Here is a 17,564-nt window from a genome sequence, read left to right as displayed (position 1 = left end):
GTGGTCGTCAATTGACGGCGCCGCCCGACTTCGGCCTGGATGGCTTGACGGGGCTCGCCGGTGCGGGCGCGACCGTCGGCTGAGCGGGAGGTGCCGCCGCCTCCATGTCGCTCTCACGGCACCTGTTCCTCCGCCAGGTCTCTTCAATCAGCTTCTGCTGCCCCCGCGCGGCGAGGTAGTCGTTGCGATAGGCGAGCTCTGCGACCACAGCGCCGCCCGTTCCGGTCTCGGCCTTCGCCATCAGCCGCTCGAGGTCTTCGATGCGCTTGACGACGTTCTTGCGCTCGGTTGCGAGTTGCTTGCAATCCCAGAGGTCATAGCGGGCCGGATCGACGAAGGCCGGGCTGATGGTGTCGCTGACGCCCGCACAGCCGGCGAGCGCCGCGCAGAGCGCGACCAGCGGAAGCAGCGCGCGCACGGGGCGGCAGCTGGAGAGGAACGAGACAGACATGCCGGATGAATAGTCCCCGTGGATTGAGAATGCCTAAAGCAGCAACAGATGTCCGGATTGAGGCTTTGCCTTGTGCGGCCGGCTCGCTTAAGGAAGAACCACCCACCCGGCCCGCGAAGCGCCGATTCCAGACGGCCGGAGGTGGACTTAAGTGTTTGATCTCGTTGGATCAAGCGGGCATGGCGGAATTGGTAGACGCAAGGGACTTAAAATCCCTCGGTGCGCAAGCGCTGTGCCGGTTCGACCCCGGCTGCCCGCACCACGAGAAGTGACGGCGCGAGGACGGCGGAGGGCGGCGTCTGCAATCGCATCGCTTGCGTCCCGGTTCACCGACGTCATTGCGATTCCCGGCGTGGCTCAGATGGCGATCGTCCGCTCGACCCTGAGCTCGCTGAAGACCTTCGTGACAGGCAGGTGAAACGGCAAATCCGTGTTGGTGTGGTGCCAGCAGAACGGGCACGGCTTCTCGATCGAGATTCCCGGCGTCGAGTTGAGCGCGCCGAAGCCATCGATCGTGCCCATCACGTCGATGATCTTCTTGTACCGGGGCGGCATCGCGACCGCCGCGGACACCGTGACGATCCAGAACCTGTCGTCGGGAATGGTTTGTTCGATCGCCGGCTGCTCCTTCAGCTCGTACAGCGCTTCCGAGATCACGAGGTTGCCCTTGGAGTGTCCGGTCACCAGCGAAAAGCTGAAACGACCATCGCCCAGCAAAGCCATGACCGTCCTTGTATCCAGGCTGACGCGGCCGAGTTCGAGCGGCGATGTCGGCGGACTGAGGGTCTCGGGCCGGTTCAGCGCCCGGCTGACGTCGTCCAGCTCCTCGAACTGATGGCGCAGGCGGTTGAGCGTGCCGAACCAGAACCAGCCACCGAGCGCCTCGGTCAGGAGATCGGCAAGCCCGTAGCCCGACACCACGGCAGCAGCCGACACGCCGAACGCGTCAGCGACATTCCGTGCGAAGGCCGCCGCCCCCAGCGCCGAACTGCCGACGCCGGCCACCGCCAGGATACGGACATCGGCGCCGCCAGCATTGGCGAAGTCTTCCACGGTGTTGCAGAGCTTGAGCGATCCGGCGCCGGATGGCGGGACGATCAGGATTGCGCCCTCGCGTGCCAGCCAGGGCGCCGTTTCGCGGGCCTCCTCCTGGGTCACCTTGCCGATGTCGTAGAAGATTCCGTCGAGAACCGCGTTTCTGCGGCGAAATGACTCCAGGGCGGCCTCGCGCAACGGCGTCCGGGACTCGAAGATCTCCTCGAAGCTGTTGCGGCCGAGTTGGGCCGTCGCGAGCGAGCGTTGCGTTGAGAGCATCACGGTTCCCCGCAGCCATTCCGGCGACGGCTAGCGTAGCAAGAACCCTGCCACCTTGGGTGGTACCGCCGCGCCGCTTCGACAGGCTGACGGCGACCTCACCAGGTCTTGTCCGCCCCCGCCCCGCCTGACAGCCATCCCAAAACATGGGTTGTGCGTCGCAGCAGGGACAAGACATAAAGCCTCTCAATCAGAGGTGAGCTTTTTGTCCGACGTCAATGCCGACAGTTGGGTGTCCTCGGGACACCGGCCTATGGGTTTTCCCGAATTCGTCATCGTGATCGCGTCCATCATGGCGCTGAATCCGCTTGCGATGGACATGATGCTGCCGGCGCTGCCCAATATCGGGGCCGCTTTCAAGATTCCCGTCGCCAACCATCTCCAGCTCGTGCTGTCGACCTTCCTGATCGGCTTCGGCGTGGGCCAGTTCGTCATGGGTCCGTTGTCGGACCGCTTCGGCCGTCGCCCGGTGCTGCTCGGTGGCATGGCGGTCTATGCGGTGGCGAGCGTGCTGGCGGTTGCCGCGCCCTCGTTCGAGACGCTGCTGCTGGCGCGCGCGCTGCAAGGGCTCGGCACCTCGGCAACGCGCGTGATCGCGACCTCGATCGTGCGCGACTGCTATGTCGGCCGCCGCATGGCGAGCGTGATGTCGCTTGCCATGATGGTGTTCATCGCGGTGCCCGTGATCGCGCCGTCGTTCGGACAGGCGGTGCTGCTCGTCACGCAATGGCGCGGCATCTTCGTCGTGCTGATGCTCTATGGACTGCTCGCGCTCGCGTGGTCTGTGCTGCGGCTGCCCGAAACCCTCCCTCAGTCAGAACGCAGGTCGCTGGCGCCCGCCGACGTGCTCTCGGCGTTCCGGCAGACCCTGACCAATCGCCAGACCATCGGCTATGCGACGGCCGCCGGCAGCGTCATCGGCGCACTGTTCGCCTATGTCTTCTCGGCCCAGCAGGTCTTCACCGGCATCTATCACCTCGGCCACTACTTCCCGCTCGCCTTCGCCGCGATCGCGGCCGGCACCGCCGTTGCCGGCTTCCTCAATGCGAGGCTGGTCGGGCGGCTCGGCATGCGCGTAATCTCGCACGGCGCCCTGACGCTCTATGCCGTGGTCGCCAGCGTCATGCTGGTCACCGAAATCCTGAACGTGCTGCCACTTGCCCTGTTCATGGCACTGTCGGCGCTCATGATGTTCTCGTTCGGCATGATGGTCGCGAACTTCACCGCGCTCGCGATGGAGCCGCAGGGCCACATCGCCGGCACCGCCTCCTCGCTCTACGGCTCGATCACGACGCTGATCGGCATCGTGGTCGGCATGGCGATCGGGCAGAGCTTTGACGGCACGCTGCTGCCGTTCTCGGTCGGCTTCTTCCTGTCGACGCTGGCTGCGCTCGCGATCGTGCTGGTGGTGGAGAAGGGCCGGCTGTTCAAGCCGCATCATCGCCCCGTCGGTTAAGGAACTTGCGGGCGGCCTCGATGTTGTAGTGCAGCAATTCGAGAGGCCACTGCCATGGAACCGGAACACCGCGAAGAGCCCACCTCAGATCGGCCTGATACGGGACGTTCCGAGCCAAACGCCGAGCAGGCTGCGTTCAACGCGCCTTTCGCAAGCGAAGGCCTCGAGCGGGTGCGCGACAGCCATTGCTGAGCCCGCAGCCTATTGCGCCGGACGCCGGCTGGCGCTGAAATCGTCTGCGGCGCTCTCGGGCGCGGCGCTGCTTCCGCGCGGTGGCACCATCAGCACAACAATCTCCCGCGTGACACCGGGCCGGCCCCACAGCATGGCCTGCACGGTGAACTCACGCCTGACGAACTGCCCGGCGCCAGCGGACACCGACTCCATCCACCGGTTGCAATAGTCCTGGCCGCGGAAACAAAGCGCGGCCCAGCCGCGGTCCAGCGTCATCTTGCGCGGCAAGCCCCAAGTGTATTGGTACGCGAACGGCCGTGCATAACGCGGATGGTCGGGGCTATAGAACGCCGTCGCAAAAGCCAGCGCATCATCGCCACTCACCGCGCTCAGCGGCGCGCCGGTCAGTTCGCGCCACTCGCGCGTCAATTCGCTGGCCGCCTGCGCGTAGAAGTTCCGGCCCTCTTCGTAGCCGTGATTGTTGCGATAGACGGCATGGATCGGGGCGGCGACCAGGACGGCGGCGAGCGCGACGCCGGCCACGAGCATCGTGACGTTGACGGTGTGGAACCGCTCGATCGGATAGCGCGTGCCACAGACCACGAGAACGACGAACAGGAACAGCCCCTGCAACGCCCACAGCGACGGCAGATCCGTCCCCATTACAAGCGACGTCAGCACCGGCAGCACGATCGTGCCGATCGCAACGTAGAAGAGAAGTCGCAGGCCCGGACTCATTGCCGCGAAGTCGGCCGGAACCTGCTTCAGCCGCGTGCCGGCGATGAGCATCCAGAGGACGGCCGACACGCTCATGGCCGCAGCCAGCCCCAGCAGGAAATTCTTCGCCTCGCCGAGCGAGCTCACGGCGCTGCCATTGGCGTGAGCCAGCGCATAGGTGAAGGTCGACGCGCCCGTCGTCGCAAGCCAGTAGAGGTGCGGCGACAGCGCCGCGACCCCGACGGCGACCGAGATCCAGGGCGAAGCGGAGGTGAAATAGGCGCGCCGCGCCGGATGCGCCAGCGCGGCAAAGGCGAAGCTCGCGACGAGAAAGATCGAATAATACTTGCCGACCATCGCGAGCGCCGTGGTGCATCCCACCGCGACGGCCCACAGCGGGCCGCGCGTCTCGAACGCGCGCAGGAAGCACCAGGTCGCCAGCGGCCAGATCGCGAGCAGCACCGCATTGGCGTTGAAGCGCTGGGCGTGGAACTGATAGGCCGGCGTCAGCATCAATAGCAGCAGCACCAGGATGCGCTTGTGCCCGGTCACGAACTGCCGCGAGATCAGATCGACGAAGACCAGCGCAAGCCCGGCATTGGCCATCGCCATCAGTTGCAGCGACCAGTCGCTGAGCGGAAAGACGAAGGTCCATGCCGCCGTAACCCACCCCATCAACGGCGGATGCTTGTGATAGCCGAAGGCAAAGTTCCGCCCCAGCGTCCAGGCCTCGAGCGTATCGGGGTGCAGACCGCTGCCGGCATAGGCGATGGCCAGATAGAGCGTCCAGGTCGCAACGAAGCAGGCGATGAGAAGCGGCACCGGCCAGCCCGCCTCGACGCCGTCGAGCCAGCGCAGGAAAGGCCGGCGCCATCGCGCCGGCGCGCGATCTGACCGTTCGGCCATCGCCTGGAATGCAAAATCGAACGGCACAGGAATCAAATGGGACAAGGAAAGTGATGCGCGAGGACGACACATCTATTTCAGGTTGGAAACAAATAGCAATGATTGAGAATTGGAAGCGCTAAAAGTTCCAGGGCCTTCTCAAGGTGACGCCGAGCTGAAACGACAACGGCGCCGCTGATGACAGCGGCGCCGCGTGATGATCCGGATGAAAGGCGGAAGGATGCGCCCGCCTACTCCGACTTGTCGACGTTCCAGAACAGGGGCGTTGCGGGGCCATCGAGCACACCGCTCAACGATTTGCGCCAGCCGCTCGGCAGCAGATACTGCCCCAGCGGAACGTAGATCACCTGCTCATAGGCTTCCTTCTGGATGTCGGCGGCGATCTTCTTCTGCTCGTCGATCGACGGCGCGCGGACGAAGGCATCCTTGAGCTGCTCGATCTTGGCGTCTTCCGCCCAGCCGAACCAGCCCTTCTTGCCCTGGCCGCCGATCGAGAGATTGGCGATCGGGTTGGAGACGTCGGCCGCGACCCAGTTCGTGAAGAACATGTTCCAGCCGCCTTCCTTCGGCGGCTTCTGGCTGGCGCGGCGGCTCACCACCGTCTGCCAGTCGGTTGCCTGCAGGTCGACCTTGAAGCCGGCCTCGCGCAGCAGCTGGGCGGCCACGATCGGCTGCGCCTTGAGCGTCGTGACGTCGCCGGGTGCCATGACGACGATCGGGGTGCCGTCATAGCCGGACTCGGCGAGCGCCTTCTTGGCTTCCGCCATGCCATTGCCCTTCACCAGGGTCTCGGCGCCGACCTCAGTCGCGAGCGGCGTGTCGCAGACGAAGAACGCGCCGCAGATCTTCTGGTACTTGGCGTTGCCGACGAGCGCATCGAGAACGTCCTTCTGGTTCATCGCCAGAAAGGCAGCACGGCGCACTTTCACGTTGTCGAACGGCGGATGAAGGAAGTTCATCCGGCCGAGCGTCTGAAAGCCGAACTTGTTCGAGACCTCGAGCGTGATCTCCTTGTTCGCTTCCAGGACCGGCAGCATGTCGTACGGCAGGTTCTCCATGAAGTCGATGTCACCCGACTGCAGCGCGTTCACCGCGGTCTGCGAGTCCGGCATCGTGATCCACTCGACGCGGTCGACCTTCACCACCTTGCCGCCGGAGGTCCAGCTCGCCGGCTCCTTGCGCGGCACGTAATCGGTGTTCTTGACGTAGACTGCCTTCACGCCGGGCTGGAATTCCGACTGCACGAACTTGAAGGGGCCCGAGCCGATCTGCTCGGGGATCTGCTTGTCCGCCGGCGTCTCGGCGAGGCGCTTCGGCATCATGAAGGCGACGCGCGAGGACGGCTTGCCGATGGAGTCGAGCACGAGGCCGTAGGGCTCCTTCAGCTTCAACGTGATGGTCTTGGCGTCGGTCGCCTCGATGCTCGCGGTGAAGTCCAGGAGCTTCTGGCCCATGCCGTCGACCGCGGCCCAGCGCTTCAGCGAGGCAACGCAGTCCTCCGCGGTCACCGGCGCACCGTCATGCCACTTCAGGCCGTCGCGCAGCGTGAAGGTGTAGGTGAGCTTGTCGTCGGAGATCTTCCAGTCCGCCATCTGCGGCTGGATCTTGAAGTTCGAATCGGTGGCCACCAGCGTGTCGTAGACCATGTAGCCGTGGTCACGCGTGATGTAGGCCGTGGTGAAGATCGGATCGATGATGCGCAGGTCGGAATGCATCACCGCGGTGAGGGTCTTGCCGGCTGCAAGCACTGGCGAGGCCAGCGCGGTCGAGAGCGCGACGACCGACAGCGCAAGTTTGGAGGCGAACGCGCGAGGCGCCCGGCGCGTGAAGTGGAACATAAAAAGTTTCTCCTGACGTGAAACTGTTCAAAGGCAGGTTATTGGTTGGGCATTCGGTTCGTTCTTTGGGCGAACTAACCTCATGCAATGCCTTTAGCTTTTCGAGACTTGCAGACAGTGCCGAGCGCGTCAATCCGGTTTCGCTGCAGGCCCAGGCGGCGCGCGCACGGGCTCCCCAAAGATCGGTTTGGCTCTACAACGCTCTCCGCTTGTCCTGCCCCGCGCCGATGCAATGCGCGTTCCATCTTTCGAAGCTTGAGAGACATGACGATGAATCCAGCCAATCTTCCCTTCGATTCCGAGGCGATGCTCGAAGGCCTGCGCGGCTGGGTGGAATGCGAAAGCCCGACCTGGGATGCGAGCGCCGTGAACCGCATGCTCGATATCGCAGCGCGGGATATGGCCATCATGGGTGCGACGATCGAACGCATCGCCGGCCGACAGGGCTTTGGCGGCGTGATCCGCGCGCGCTTTCCTCATCCAAAGCAGGGCGAGCCGGGCATCCTGATCGCCGGGCACATGGATACCGTCCACCCGGTCGGCACCATCGAGAAGCTGAAATGGCGGCGTGAGGGCAACAAGTGCTACGGCCCCGGCATCTACGACATGAAGGGCGGCAACTATCTCTCGCTGGAAGCGATCCGGCAGCTGGCGCGCGCCGCCTTCACCACGCCGCTGCCGATCACCGTGCTGTTCACGCCGGACGAGGAGGTCGGCACGCCCTCGACACGCGACATCATCGAGGCAGAGGCTGCGCGCAACAAATACGTGCTGGTGCCCGAGCCCGGCCGTGCCGACAACGGCGTCACCACCGGACGTTACGCGATCGCGCGCTTCAATCTCGAGGCGACTGGCCGGCCGAGCCACGCCGGCGCGAGGCTGTCGGCGGGCCGCTCGGCGATTCGCGAGATGGCGCGGCAGATCCTCGCCATCGACGCGATGACGACGGAGGACTGCACCTTCTCGGTCGGCGTCGTGCATGGCGGACAATGGGTCAATTGCGTTGCCACGACCGCCACCGGCGAAGCGCTTTCGATGGCCAAGCGCCAGGCCGATCTCGATCGCGGCGTCGAGCGGATGCTGGCTCTGTCAGGCACAACCAATGATGTTGCGTTCAAGGTGACGCGTGGCGTCACCCGGCCCGTGTGGGAACCCGATGCCGGCACCATGGCGCTGTACGAGAAGGCGCGCGATATCGCCAGATCGCTCGGCGCCGAATTGCCGCATGCGAGTTCGGGCGGCGGCTCAGACGGCAACTTTACCGGCGCGATGGGCATCCCGACGCTCGACGGCCTGGGCGTGCGTGGAGGCAATGGCCACACGCTCGAAGAGTATATCGAGGTCGAGAGCCTGGTCGAACGCGGCCGCCTGATGGCAGGGCTGCTGGCGACGCTGGAGTGATTTTGGGCTCGTCATTCCGGGGCGGTCCGAAGGACCGAACTATGGTGCGCACTTGCGCACCTGAGAATCTCGAGATTTCGGGGTTCGCGTCTTCGACGCGCCCCGGAATGACGACGGCAGGAAAGACAGCTCGCTGCCCAAAACAACTAGCCGTACTGCAAAACCTGTGGCCCTGATGGCACGGGAATTGCTGAAATGTTAGGCTGATGGCAGAACAGGCAACGACCGCTGCCGCCGATTTGACTCTAATCTGACGGATTCAACTTGCTCGGATATCTCCTACGCCGAATCTTTGCCGCCGTGCCCGTGATGGGCGTCGTCGCGCTGTTCGTCTTCCTCCTGCTCCGCCTCACCCCCGGCGATCCCGCCGCGATTCTCGCCGGCGACAACGCCACGCCGGAACGGCTGGAGCGCATCCGTGCCTCGCTCGGCCTCAACGAGCCCCTGATCGTGCAGTTCATCACCTGGGTGAACAAGCTGCTGCACGGCGATCTCGGGACCTCGCTGATCTCCAACCTGCCCGTGATGAAGATGATCGGCCAGCGCGTCGAGCCGTCGATCTCGATCGCGCTGTCGACCATCATCCTCGCCGTCATCGTCGCAGTCCCCCTGGGCGTGATCGCAGCGTGGAAGCACGGCACCTGGATCGACCGTTTCGTGATGGGTCTCTCGGTGCTCGGCTTCTCGGTCCCGGTATTCGTGGTCGGCTATCTCCTGATCGAGGTCTTCGCCATCGACCTGCGCTGGGTGCCGGTGCAGGGCTTCCGCAGCATCTCGAACGGCTTCGGCCCGTTCTTCGAGCGCATGATCCTGCCGACCTGCGCCCTCTCCTTCATCTACATCGCGCTGATCGCGCGCATGACGCGCGCGGCGATGCTCGACGTGCTCGGCGAGGACTATGTCCGCACCGCGCGCGCCAAGGGCATCAACGAGGTCGCCGTGATGATGCGCCATGCGCTGCGCAACGCCGCCGTGCCCGTGATCACCGTGATCGGCACCGGCTTTGCGCTTCTGATCTCGGGCGTCGTCGTCACCGAGAGCGTGTTCAACATCCCCGGCATCGGCCGCCTCACCGTGGATGCGGTGCTGGCGCGCGACTATCCGGTGATCCAGGCCATGATCCTGCTGACGTCGCTGATCTATGTCGTCGTCAATCTTCTCATTGACGTCGCCTACACCCTGCTCGATCCGCGGATCCGGTACTGAGGCAAGGATAAGGACAAAATGTCGGTCGATACCCTTCCCCAGTCGTCCATTCCGATCACCTCGCCGCTGCGGCCGCGCTTCGGATTCCTCACCTCGACGCCGATCATCGCCACGGCGACGGTCTTGCTCGCGCTGATCGTGCTGATCTCGATTCTGGCGCCGCTGATCGCGCCGCATGATCCGATCCAGCTCGCGCCGTCGCAACGATTGAAGCCGACCTCGGCGCAATTCCTGCTCGGCACCGATGCCTACGGACGCGACCTGTTGTCGCGCGTGATCTATGGCGGCCGCATCTCGCTGCTGATCGGGATCGGCTCGGCGATCCTGTCAATCGTCATCGGGCTGGCGATCGGCCTCGTCTCCGGCTTCTTCAAGCTGGTCGATGCCGTCCTGATGCGAATCATGGACGGCCTGATGGCGATGCCGAGCATCCTGCTCGCGATCGCCGTGGTGTCGCTGTCCGGCGCCAGCATCTGGACCGTGCTGATCGCGATCACGATCCCCGAAGTTCCGCGCGTGGCACGGCTGGTGCGCTCGGTCGTGCTGTCGGCGCGTGAGGAACCCTATGTCGAGGCGGCGATCTCGGTCGGCTCATCCCTGCCGAAGATCATGTGGCGGCATTTGATGCCGAACACGATCGCCCCTCTGATCGTGCAGGGCAGCTACGTCTGCGCTTCCGCGATCCTCACCGAGGCGATCCTCTCCTTCCTCGGTGCCGGCATCTCGCCGGAGACGCCGACATGGGGCAACATCATGGCCGAGGGCCGCCAGTACTTCCAGATCAAGCCGTCGCTGATCTTCTGGCCGGGCCTCCTGCTCTCGATCGCCATCCTCAGCATCAATCTGATCGGCGACGCCGCCCGCGACGCCCTCGATCCCCGCATGAAGCAGCGGGAGGGGAAGTGATGCGAGTACCACGGTCATTCCGGGGCGCGCCTTTTGGCGCGAGCCCGGAATCCATTTCACCGCCTGGACTGACGCCCGATGGATTCCGGGCTCGCGCTAACGCGCGCCCCGGAATGACGAGAGAGCTTGCATGACCAACCCTGTCCTCGACATCAACAATCTCGTCGTTTCCATCGGCAAGAAGCCGAAGGGCGCGAACATCATCGACGGCATCTCGATCCAGGTGCACGAGCGCGAGACGCTGTGCCTCGTCGGCGAAAGCGGCTCGGGCAAGTCGGTGACCTCGCTGACCACGATGGGCCTGCTGCCGAAGGGCACGCTGGTGCCCACCGCCGGCAGCGTCAAGCTGGTCGGCGAAGAGCTGCTCACCGCAACCGACCGCCGGCTGCGCCAGCTCCGCGCGACGCAGATGGCGATGATCTTCCAGGAGCCGATGACCGCGCTCAATCCAGTGGTGCCGGTCGGCCGCCAGATCGACGAAGTCCTGCGCGCCCACACCGATCTCGATGCCAAGGCGCGGAAGAAGCGCATCCTCGACATGATGGAGCAGGTGCGCCTGCCCCAGGTCGAGCGCATCTTCGCCTCCTACCCGCACCGCCTCTCCGGCGGCCAGCGCCAGCGCATCATGATCGCGATGGCGCTGGTGCTCGAACCGAAGCTGCTCATCGCCGACGAGCCGACCACCGCGCTCGACGTCACCACGCAGAAGCAGATCCTGACCCTGATCCGCGACCTCCAGCGTGACCACAGCACGGCCGTGCTGTTCATCACCCACGACATGGGCGTGGTGGCGGAGATCGCCGACCGTGTCGCCGTGATGCGGCAGGGCCGCCTCGTCGAGACCGGTCCGCTCGAGACCGTGCTGCGCAACCCGACCATGGAATACACCCGCAACCTGCTCTCGGCGGTGCCGAGCCTGGTGCCGCGCGCGGCGCGCCCCGAGACCAAGGAACCGGTGGTGCTGGAAGCCAACGACCTCAGCAAGGTCTATAAGGAGCGCGCCTTCTTCGGCAAAGGCCGCGAGGTCGTCGCCGCCGACAAGGTCACGCTGACGCTGCGCAAGGGCCGCACGCTCGGCATCGTCGGCGAGAGCGGTTCGGGCAAGTCCACGGTGGCACGCTGCATCGTCCGCCTGATCGACCCGACCTCAGGCGGCGTGCGCCTGTCCGGCCGCGAGATCTCCGACATCTCGCGTCGCCTGCTCCAGCCGCACCGGCAGAAGATCCAGATCGTATTCCAGGATCCCTATCGCTCGCTCAACCCGCGCGTCACCGTCGGGGAGAGCATCGCGGAAGGCCCGATCAATTACGGCGTCTCGCACGCCGACGCGATGAAGCGCGCCCGCGAGCTGCTCGAGCTGGTCGGCCTGCCGGCCGATGCGGTGTCGCGCTATCCGCACCAGTTCTCCGGCGGCCAGCGCCAGCGCATCGCGATCGCGCGTGCGCTCGCGCTCGATCCGGACGTGCTGGTCGCGGACGAAGCTGTCTCCGCGCTCGACGTCTCGGTGCAGGCGCAGGTGCTGGAACTGCTCGACGAGATCCAGAAGCGGCTCGGCATCGCCATCCTGTTCATCACCCACGATCTGCGCGTCGCAGCGCAAATCTGCGACGAGGTCGTGGTGATGCAGCACGGCCGCGTCGTCGAGCAGGGCCCCGCCGCCGAAGTGCTGACGCATCCGAAAGAGGCCTACACCAGGGCCCTGCTGGAGGCAGCCCCCGGCCGCGGCTGGGACTTTGCGAACTTCCGGCCGGTGTCGGAGGGCGTGGTGGCGACGGCTTGATCCGCATACTCCGTCATTGCGAGCGAAGCGAAGCAATCCAGACTGCCGCCGCGGGAAGATTCTGGATTGCTTCGCTGCGCTCGCAATGACGGTGATCGCTGCAAGCATTCCCAAAACAGCTTGAGGCCATGCGTGGCGCGATTGCCTGCCTTGCTTGCTCTTGCCGCAAAGGCGGGTAACGTCGCGGCATTCTTTGCTTGGGACTGGATTGAATGACACGTATCGCCGTCGGCGGCTTCCTGCATGAGACCAACACCTTCGCTCCGACGAAGGCGACGTTTGCGGACTTCCAGCATGGCGGCGGCTGGCCGGCGATGACGCAAGGTGCCGACGTGCTGAAGGTGATGCGGCACATCAATGTCGGCCTCGCCGGCTTCGTCGACAGCGCCGAAGCCAATGGCTGGGAACTCATCCCGACCATCGCCTGCGGCGCGAGCCCGTCGGCGCATGTCACCCGGGACGCTTTCGAGCGCATCGTGAAGGTGATGGTCGACGGCATTGCAGCGGCGGGTCCCGTCGATGCGGTCTATCTCGACCTGCACGGCGCGATGGTGACGGAGCATCTCGACGACGGCGAAGGCGAGATTTTGGCGCGCGTGCGCCGCGTCATCGGTAAGGATGTTCCGCTGGTTGCCAGCCTCGACCTGCACGCCAACGTCACGCCGGACATGATGGAACATGCCGACGCGCTGATCGCCTACCGCACCTATCCGCATGTCGACATGGCCGAGACGGGCCGCGCCTCGGCGCGACATCTCGCACTGCTGCTGAAGACGAAGCAGCGCTTCGCCAAGGCGTTCCGGCAACTGCCGTTCCTGATCCCGATCAGCTGGCAGTGCACCAACGACCAGCCGACCAAGGGCATCTACGAGAAGCTCGCCGCGCTCGAGAGCGACGCGGTCCCGACGCTGTCCTTCGCGCCCGGCTTCCCTGCCGCCGACTTCCGCGATTGCGGGCCGAGCGTGTTCGCCTATGGCAAGACGCAGGCCGACGCCGATCGCGCTGCGGATGCGATCGTCAAGCTGATCGAAAGCCACGAGGACGATTTCGACGGCAAGATCTGGTCTCCCGACGACGGCGTGCGCCATGCGATGGAACTGGCGAAGGGCGCCAGCAAGCCGATCATCATCGCCGACACCCAGGACAATCCCGGCGCCGGCGGCGATTCCGATACCACCGGCATGCTGCGCGCGCTGGTGCGCAACAAGGCGAGCGCCGCGACCGGCGCGATCTACGATCCCGAATCGGCGAAGGCCGCGCATGCGGCCGGCGTCGGCGCCACGGTGACGCTGTCGCTCGGCGGCAAGTCCGGCATTCCAGGCGACGAGCCTTATCGCGAGACCTTCGTCGTCGAAAACTTGTCCGACGGCCGCTTCATCGCACCCGGCCCCTATTACGGCGGCCGCGAGATGGAGATGGGTCCTTCCGCGGCCCTGCGCATCGGCGACGTTCGTGTCGTCGTCTCCTCGCACAAGGCGCAGCTCGCCGATCAGGCGATGTACCGCTACGTCGGCATCGAGCCGACCGAACAGAAGATCCTGGTCAACAAGAGCTCGGTGCACTTCCGCGCCGATTTCGAGCCGATCGCGGAACAGCTGATGATCTGCGCCGCCCCGGGCGCAATGCCGGCCGACACCGCCTCCCTGCCCTGGACGAAGCTGCGTCCGGGCATTCGCATCAAGCCGAACGGCCCCGTTTTCAATCCTCCTTCACGCTAACCGGACAGGACACATGCCCACGATCGATCGCATCGACGGCTATGCCGACGAACTCACCGCTATCAGGCGCGACCTCCACGCCCATCCCGAGATCGGCTTCGAGGAAGTGCGCACCTCCGGCATCGTCGCCGACAAGCTGAAGGGCTGGGGCATCGAGGTGCATCGCGGTCTCGGCGGCACCGGCGTGATCGGCGTCATCAAGGGCAAGGGCGCAGGCGGCAAGCGCATCGGCCTGCGCGCCGACATGGACGCGCTGCCGATGGAAGAGAACACCAATGTGAAATGGAGCTCGAAAATCCCCGGCCGCTTCCACGGCTGCGGCCATGACGGCCACACCACCATCCTGCTCGGCGCCGCGCGCTACCTCGCCGAAACCAGGAACTTCGACGGCACCGTGCACCTGATCTTCCAGCCGGCCGAGGAAGGCCTCGGCGGCGCCCGCGCGATGATCAAGGACGGCCTGTTCGAGAAGTTTCCCTGCGACGAACTCTACGGCCTGCACAACGCGCCCGACCTCAACCACGGCGAGATCGCGATCCTGCCCGGCCCGGCGATGGCCAGCGCCGACTTCTTCGACCTCCGCATCACCGGCTATGGCGCGCATGGCGCGATGCCCGAGCGCTCCAAGGACGCGGTGATCATCGCGACCACGCTGGCGCAGGCGATCCAGACCATCGTCAGCCGCAACGTCGAGCCGCTGCAGGCTGCGGTAGTGTCGATCACCCAGATCCATGCGGGCTCCGCCTACAACGTCATTCCCGGCGACGCGCATCTTTGCGGCACCATCCGCACCTTCTCGAAGGAAGTCCGCACCCTGGTCAGCGAACGCATCCGCACCATCTGCGCCGGCATCGCGAGCGCCTATCAGTGCGCGATCGACGTCGACATCCGCGACACCTTCAATGTGCTGGTCAACCAGGTCGAGCAGTCCAAGGTGGTCGAGGAGGTGGCGCGCACCGTCGTCGACCCCGCCAAGGTGATCACCCGCACCCAGCCGAAGATGGGCAGCGAGGATTTTGCCGACATGTTGGAGACCATTCCCGGCGCCTATTTCTGGGTCGGCCACGACGGCTCGGTGCCCGTGCACAATCCCGGCTTCGTGCTCGACGACAAGATCCTGCCGATCGGCGCCAGCATGTTCGCCCGCATCATCGAAACGCGCATGCCGGTAGGCTAGCAATGCATAAAAAGAGCGTCGAGGAGGCGGTCACCTCGCTGCACGATCTGTCCGCGGTCGACCTGATCGCAGGCTATCGCGCCAAGCAGTTCTCGCCGAGCGAGGTGCTGGAGGACGTGCTCACGCACGTCGCTGCGTGGGAGCCGCACCTCAACGCGCTCTATGCGTTCGATCCCGACGGCGCGCGGGAGGCCGCAAAGGCCTCGACCGCGCGCTGGACCGGCGGCGAGCCGTCCGGCCCGCTCGACGGCGTGCCTGTCACGGTGAAAGACAACATCGCGACCAAGGGCGTGCCCGTGCCGCTGGGGGCTGCGAGCGTCAAGCTCGTGCCGGCCGAGAAGGACGCCCCGCCCGCCGCGCGCCTGCGCGAGGCCGGCGCGATCATCTTCGCCAAGACCACCATGCCCGATTACGGCATGCTGTCCTCGGGGCTCTCCAGCTTCCACGCGCTCGCGCGCAACCCCTGGGACCTCTCCAAGAATCCCGGCGGCTCCAGCGCCGGTGCGGGCGCGGCCGCCGCGGCCGGCTACGGTCCCCTGCATCTCGGCACCGACATCGGCGGCTCGGTGCGCCTTCCCGCGGGCTGGTGCGGCCTCGTCGGATTGAAGCCGAGCTTCGGCCGCGTGCCGATCGACCCTACCTATGTCGGCCGCGTCGCCGGCCCCATGACCCGCAACGTGGACGATTGCGCGCTGATGATGAGCGCGATCGCAAAGCCCGACCGGCGCGACGGCATGAGCCTGCCTGCCGAACCCCTCAACTGGAAGGGGCCGGAGAAGTCACCGCGCAAATTGCGGATCGGATTGATGCTCGATCCCGGCGTCGGCCTGCCGCTGGAAAAGCCGGTGCGCGAGGTCGCGGTGAAGGCGGCAAAGGCATTTGAATCCGCCGGCGCTGTTGTCACCGAGGTCGATGGCATCCTCACGCGCGAGATGCTCGACGGTCTCGACAATTTCTGGCGCGCACGGATGTGGGACGATCTGTCCAGGCTGACGTCGGCCGATCAGGCAAAGGTGCTGCCCTACATCTTCAAATGGGGCGAGTCCGGCGCAAAACTGTCGGGCGTCGACGTGATCCGTGGTTTCAACCAGACCATGGCGATCCGCGCCGCGGCCTCAAAACTGTTCTGCGAGCTCGACTATATGATCTCGCCGACTGCGCCGAACGTGAACTATGCGGCGGAATGGGCCTCGCCCACCAACGATCCGATGAAGCCGTTCGAGCACATCGCCTATACCGTGCCGTGGAATATGTCGGAGAACCCTGCCGTCTCCATCAATGGCGGCTTCGACGCCAAGGGCTTTCCGATCGGCGTGCAGATCGTCGGCCGCCGCTTCGACGACATCGGCGTGCTCGGCATGGCCAAGGCCTTCGAGAGCTTGCGCGGCCCGCAGCGGCCCTGGCCGAGCCCGCCTGCGCGCTAGCGCCTCAGCGCAACTCGTCATGCGCGGGCTCGACCCGCGCATCCATCCTCTTCAAAAAAGATGGATTGCCGGGTCAAGCCCGGCGATGACAGAATTGATTCAAGAAATGACAGGGAAGGAAACCACCAATGGCGTATGAGACCATCAAATACGAGGTCGCCGAGCAGATCCTCACCATCACGCTGAACCGGCCCGACAAGCTCAACGCCTTCAACGCGCAGATGCAGGCAGAGCTGATCGACGCCTTCGACGCCGCCGACAAGGACGACAATGTCCGCGCCATCATCGTCACCGGCGCGGGCCGCGGCTTTTGCGCGGGCGCCGACCTCTCTTCCGGCGCCGATACGTTTGATCGCGACGCGCGGCGCGGGCCCGTGAAGCGCCTCGCCGACGGCAAGGTCGATTACAGCGATCCGCAGGTGCGCGACGGCGGCGGCCAGGTGACGCTGCGTATTTTCAAATGCCTCAAGCCCGTGATCGCCGCGGTGAACGGCCCTGCCGTCGGCATCGGCGTCACCATGCAGCTCGCGATGGATATCCGCATTGCCTCCGACGCTGCGCGTTTCGGCTTCGTGTTCTCGCAGCGCGGCATCGTGCCGGAGGCCGCCTCGAGCTGGTTCCTCCCGCGCATCGTCGGCATCTCGCAGGCGCTGGAGTGGTGCTATTCGGGCCGCGTCTTCCCGGCGCAGGAAGCGCTTGCGGGGCGTCTCGTCAGCAAGGTGGTGCCGCCGGATGATCTGCTGCCGACCGCCCGCGCGCTCGCCAAGGAATTCGCGGCGAAGACGGCGCCGGTGTCGGTCGCCCTGATCCGCCAGATGATGTGGCGCATGATGGGCGCGGACGATCCGATGGAAGCCCACAAGGTCGACAGCCGCGGCATCTACACCCGCGGCCGCTCGGACGACGTTAGGGAAGGCGTGGTGTCGTTCCTGGAGAAGCGCCCGGCGCAGTTCAAGAACAAGGTGTCCAGCGACATGCCGGACTATTTCCCGTGGTGGACGGAGCGGGAGTATAAGTGACGCGAAGCGTCATCCCGGGGCGATGCGAAGCATCGAACTATGGTGCGCAATTGCGCACCTGGGGATCTCGAGATTCC

13 protein-coding genes and 1 tRNA gene are annotated in these 17,564 nt (G+C 65.4%); 10 read left to right on the top strand and 4 right to left on the bottom strand.

Going from position 1 to position 17,564, the window contains the following annotated elements:
* Window positions 1–7 precede the first annotated feature (7 nt).
* Window positions 8–451, bottom strand: coding sequence for a twin-arginine translocation pathway signal (locus XI08_RS16975; protein WP_271575267.1), 444 nt, complete (start codon window positions 449–451; stop codon window positions 8–10).
* A 173-nt stretch (window positions 452–624) separates the two neighbouring features.
* On the opposite strand from XI08_RS16975, the gene XI08_RS16970 reads away from it, so the two are divergent.
* Window positions 625–713 (top strand) — tRNA-Leu (locus tag XI08_RS16970).
* A 95-nt stretch (window positions 714–808) separates the two neighbouring features.
* Here XI08_RS16970 and XI08_RS16965 read toward each other — a convergent pair.
* Window positions 809–1,765 carry a hypothetical protein gene (locus tag XI08_RS16965; RefSeq protein ID WP_271575266.1) on the bottom strand — a complete coding sequence of 319 codons (957 nt, stop codon included), beginning with the start codon at window positions 1,763–1,765 and terminating at the stop codon, window positions 809–811.
* Window positions 1,766–1,970: 205 nt separating this feature from the next.
* On the opposite strand from XI08_RS16965, the gene XI08_RS16960 reads away from it, so the two are divergent.
* Window positions 1,971–3,221, top strand: coding sequence for a multidrug effflux MFS transporter (locus tag XI08_RS16960; protein WP_271575265.1), 1,251 nt, complete (start codon window positions 1,971–1,973; stop codon window positions 3,219–3,221).
* Window positions 3,222–3,422: 201 nt separating this feature from the next.
* Here the strand turns inward: XI08_RS16960 and XI08_RS16955 are convergent, their stop codons facing one another.
* Both XI08_RS16955 and XI08_RS16950 read right to left on the bottom strand, forming a co-directional pair.
* Window positions 3,423–5,018 (bottom strand): glycosyltransferase family 39 protein, encoded by a 1,596-nt coding sequence (locus XI08_RS16955; RefSeq protein ID WP_333927551.1) that lies wholly within the window; start codon window positions 5,016–5,018, stop codon window positions 3,423–3,425.
* 230 nt (window positions 5,019–5,248) lie between these two features.
* The gene (locus XI08_RS16950; RefSeq protein WP_027547038.1) at window positions 5,249–6,856 is read right to left on the bottom strand and encodes an ABC transporter substrate-binding protein; all 1,608 of its coding nucleotides are present in this window, start codon (window positions 6,854–6,856) and stop codon (window positions 5,249–5,251) included.
* A gap of 270 nt (window positions 6,857–7,126) precedes the next feature.
* Here XI08_RS16950 and XI08_RS16945 point away from each other — a divergent pair, with 270 nt between their 5' ends.
* The 8 genes from XI08_RS16945 to XI08_RS16910 all read left to right on the top strand — a co-directional run bounded on the left by XI08_RS16945 (window position 7,127) and on the right by XI08_RS16910 (window position 17,487).
* Window positions 7,127–8,257 carry a M20/M25/M40 family metallo-hydrolase gene (locus tag XI08_RS16945; protein ID WP_271575268.1) on the top strand — a complete coding sequence of 377 codons (1,131 nt, stop codon included), beginning with the start codon at window positions 7,127–7,129 and terminating at the stop codon, window positions 8,255–8,257.
* 264 nt (window positions 8,258–8,521) lie between these two features.
* Entirely contained in the window at window positions 8,522–9,463 is a 942-nt protein-coding gene (locus XI08_RS16940) for an ABC transporter permease (protein ID WP_027547036.1), read from the top strand.
* 18 nt (window positions 9,464–9,481) lie between these two features.
* Window positions 9,482–10,369, top strand: coding sequence for an ABC transporter permease (locus XI08_RS16935; RefSeq protein ID WP_271575263.1), 888 nt, complete (start codon window positions 9,482–9,484; stop codon window positions 10,367–10,369).
* A gap of 130 nt (window positions 10,370–10,499) precedes the next feature.
* Window positions 10,500–12,149, top strand: coding sequence for an ABC transporter ATP-binding protein (locus XI08_RS16930; RefSeq protein ID WP_271575262.1), 1,650 nt, complete (start codon window positions 10,500–10,502; stop codon window positions 12,147–12,149).
* Window positions 12,150–12,361: 212 nt separating this feature from the next.
* Window positions 12,362–13,867 carry a M81 family metallopeptidase gene (locus tag XI08_RS16925; RefSeq protein WP_271575261.1) on the top strand — a complete coding sequence of 502 codons (1,506 nt, stop codon included), beginning with the start codon at window positions 12,362–12,364 and terminating at the stop codon, window positions 13,865–13,867.
* A 13-nt stretch (window positions 13,868–13,880) separates the two neighbouring features.
* The gene (locus XI08_RS16920) at window positions 13,881–15,044 is read left to right on the top strand and encodes a M20 aminoacylase family protein (protein ID WP_271575260.1); all 1,164 of its coding nucleotides are present in this window, start codon (window positions 13,881–13,883) and stop codon (window positions 15,042–15,044) included.
* A gap of 2 nt (window positions 15,045–15,046) precedes the next feature.
* Window positions 15,047–16,468 (top strand): amidase, encoded by a 1,422-nt coding sequence (locus XI08_RS16915; protein WP_271575259.1) that lies wholly within the window; start codon window positions 15,047–15,049, stop codon window positions 16,466–16,468.
* Between the two features lie 128 nt (window positions 16,469–16,596).
* Entirely contained in the window at window positions 16,597–17,487 is an 891-nt protein-coding gene (locus tag XI08_RS16910; protein ID WP_027547030.1) for a crotonase/enoyl-CoA hydratase family protein, read from the top strand.
* Window positions 17,488–17,564: the final 77 nt, after the last annotated feature.

The organism is Bradyrhizobium sp. CCBAU 11361 (assembly GCF_028128935.1).
In the GTDB taxonomy this organism is placed as follows: Bacteria; Pseudomonadota; Alphaproteobacteria; order Rhizobiales; family Xanthobacteraceae; genus Bradyrhizobium; species Bradyrhizobium niftali.
The sequence above is the reverse complement of the archived record's forward strand: the minus strand, read 5'-3'. Positions and strand labels throughout refer to the sequence as shown.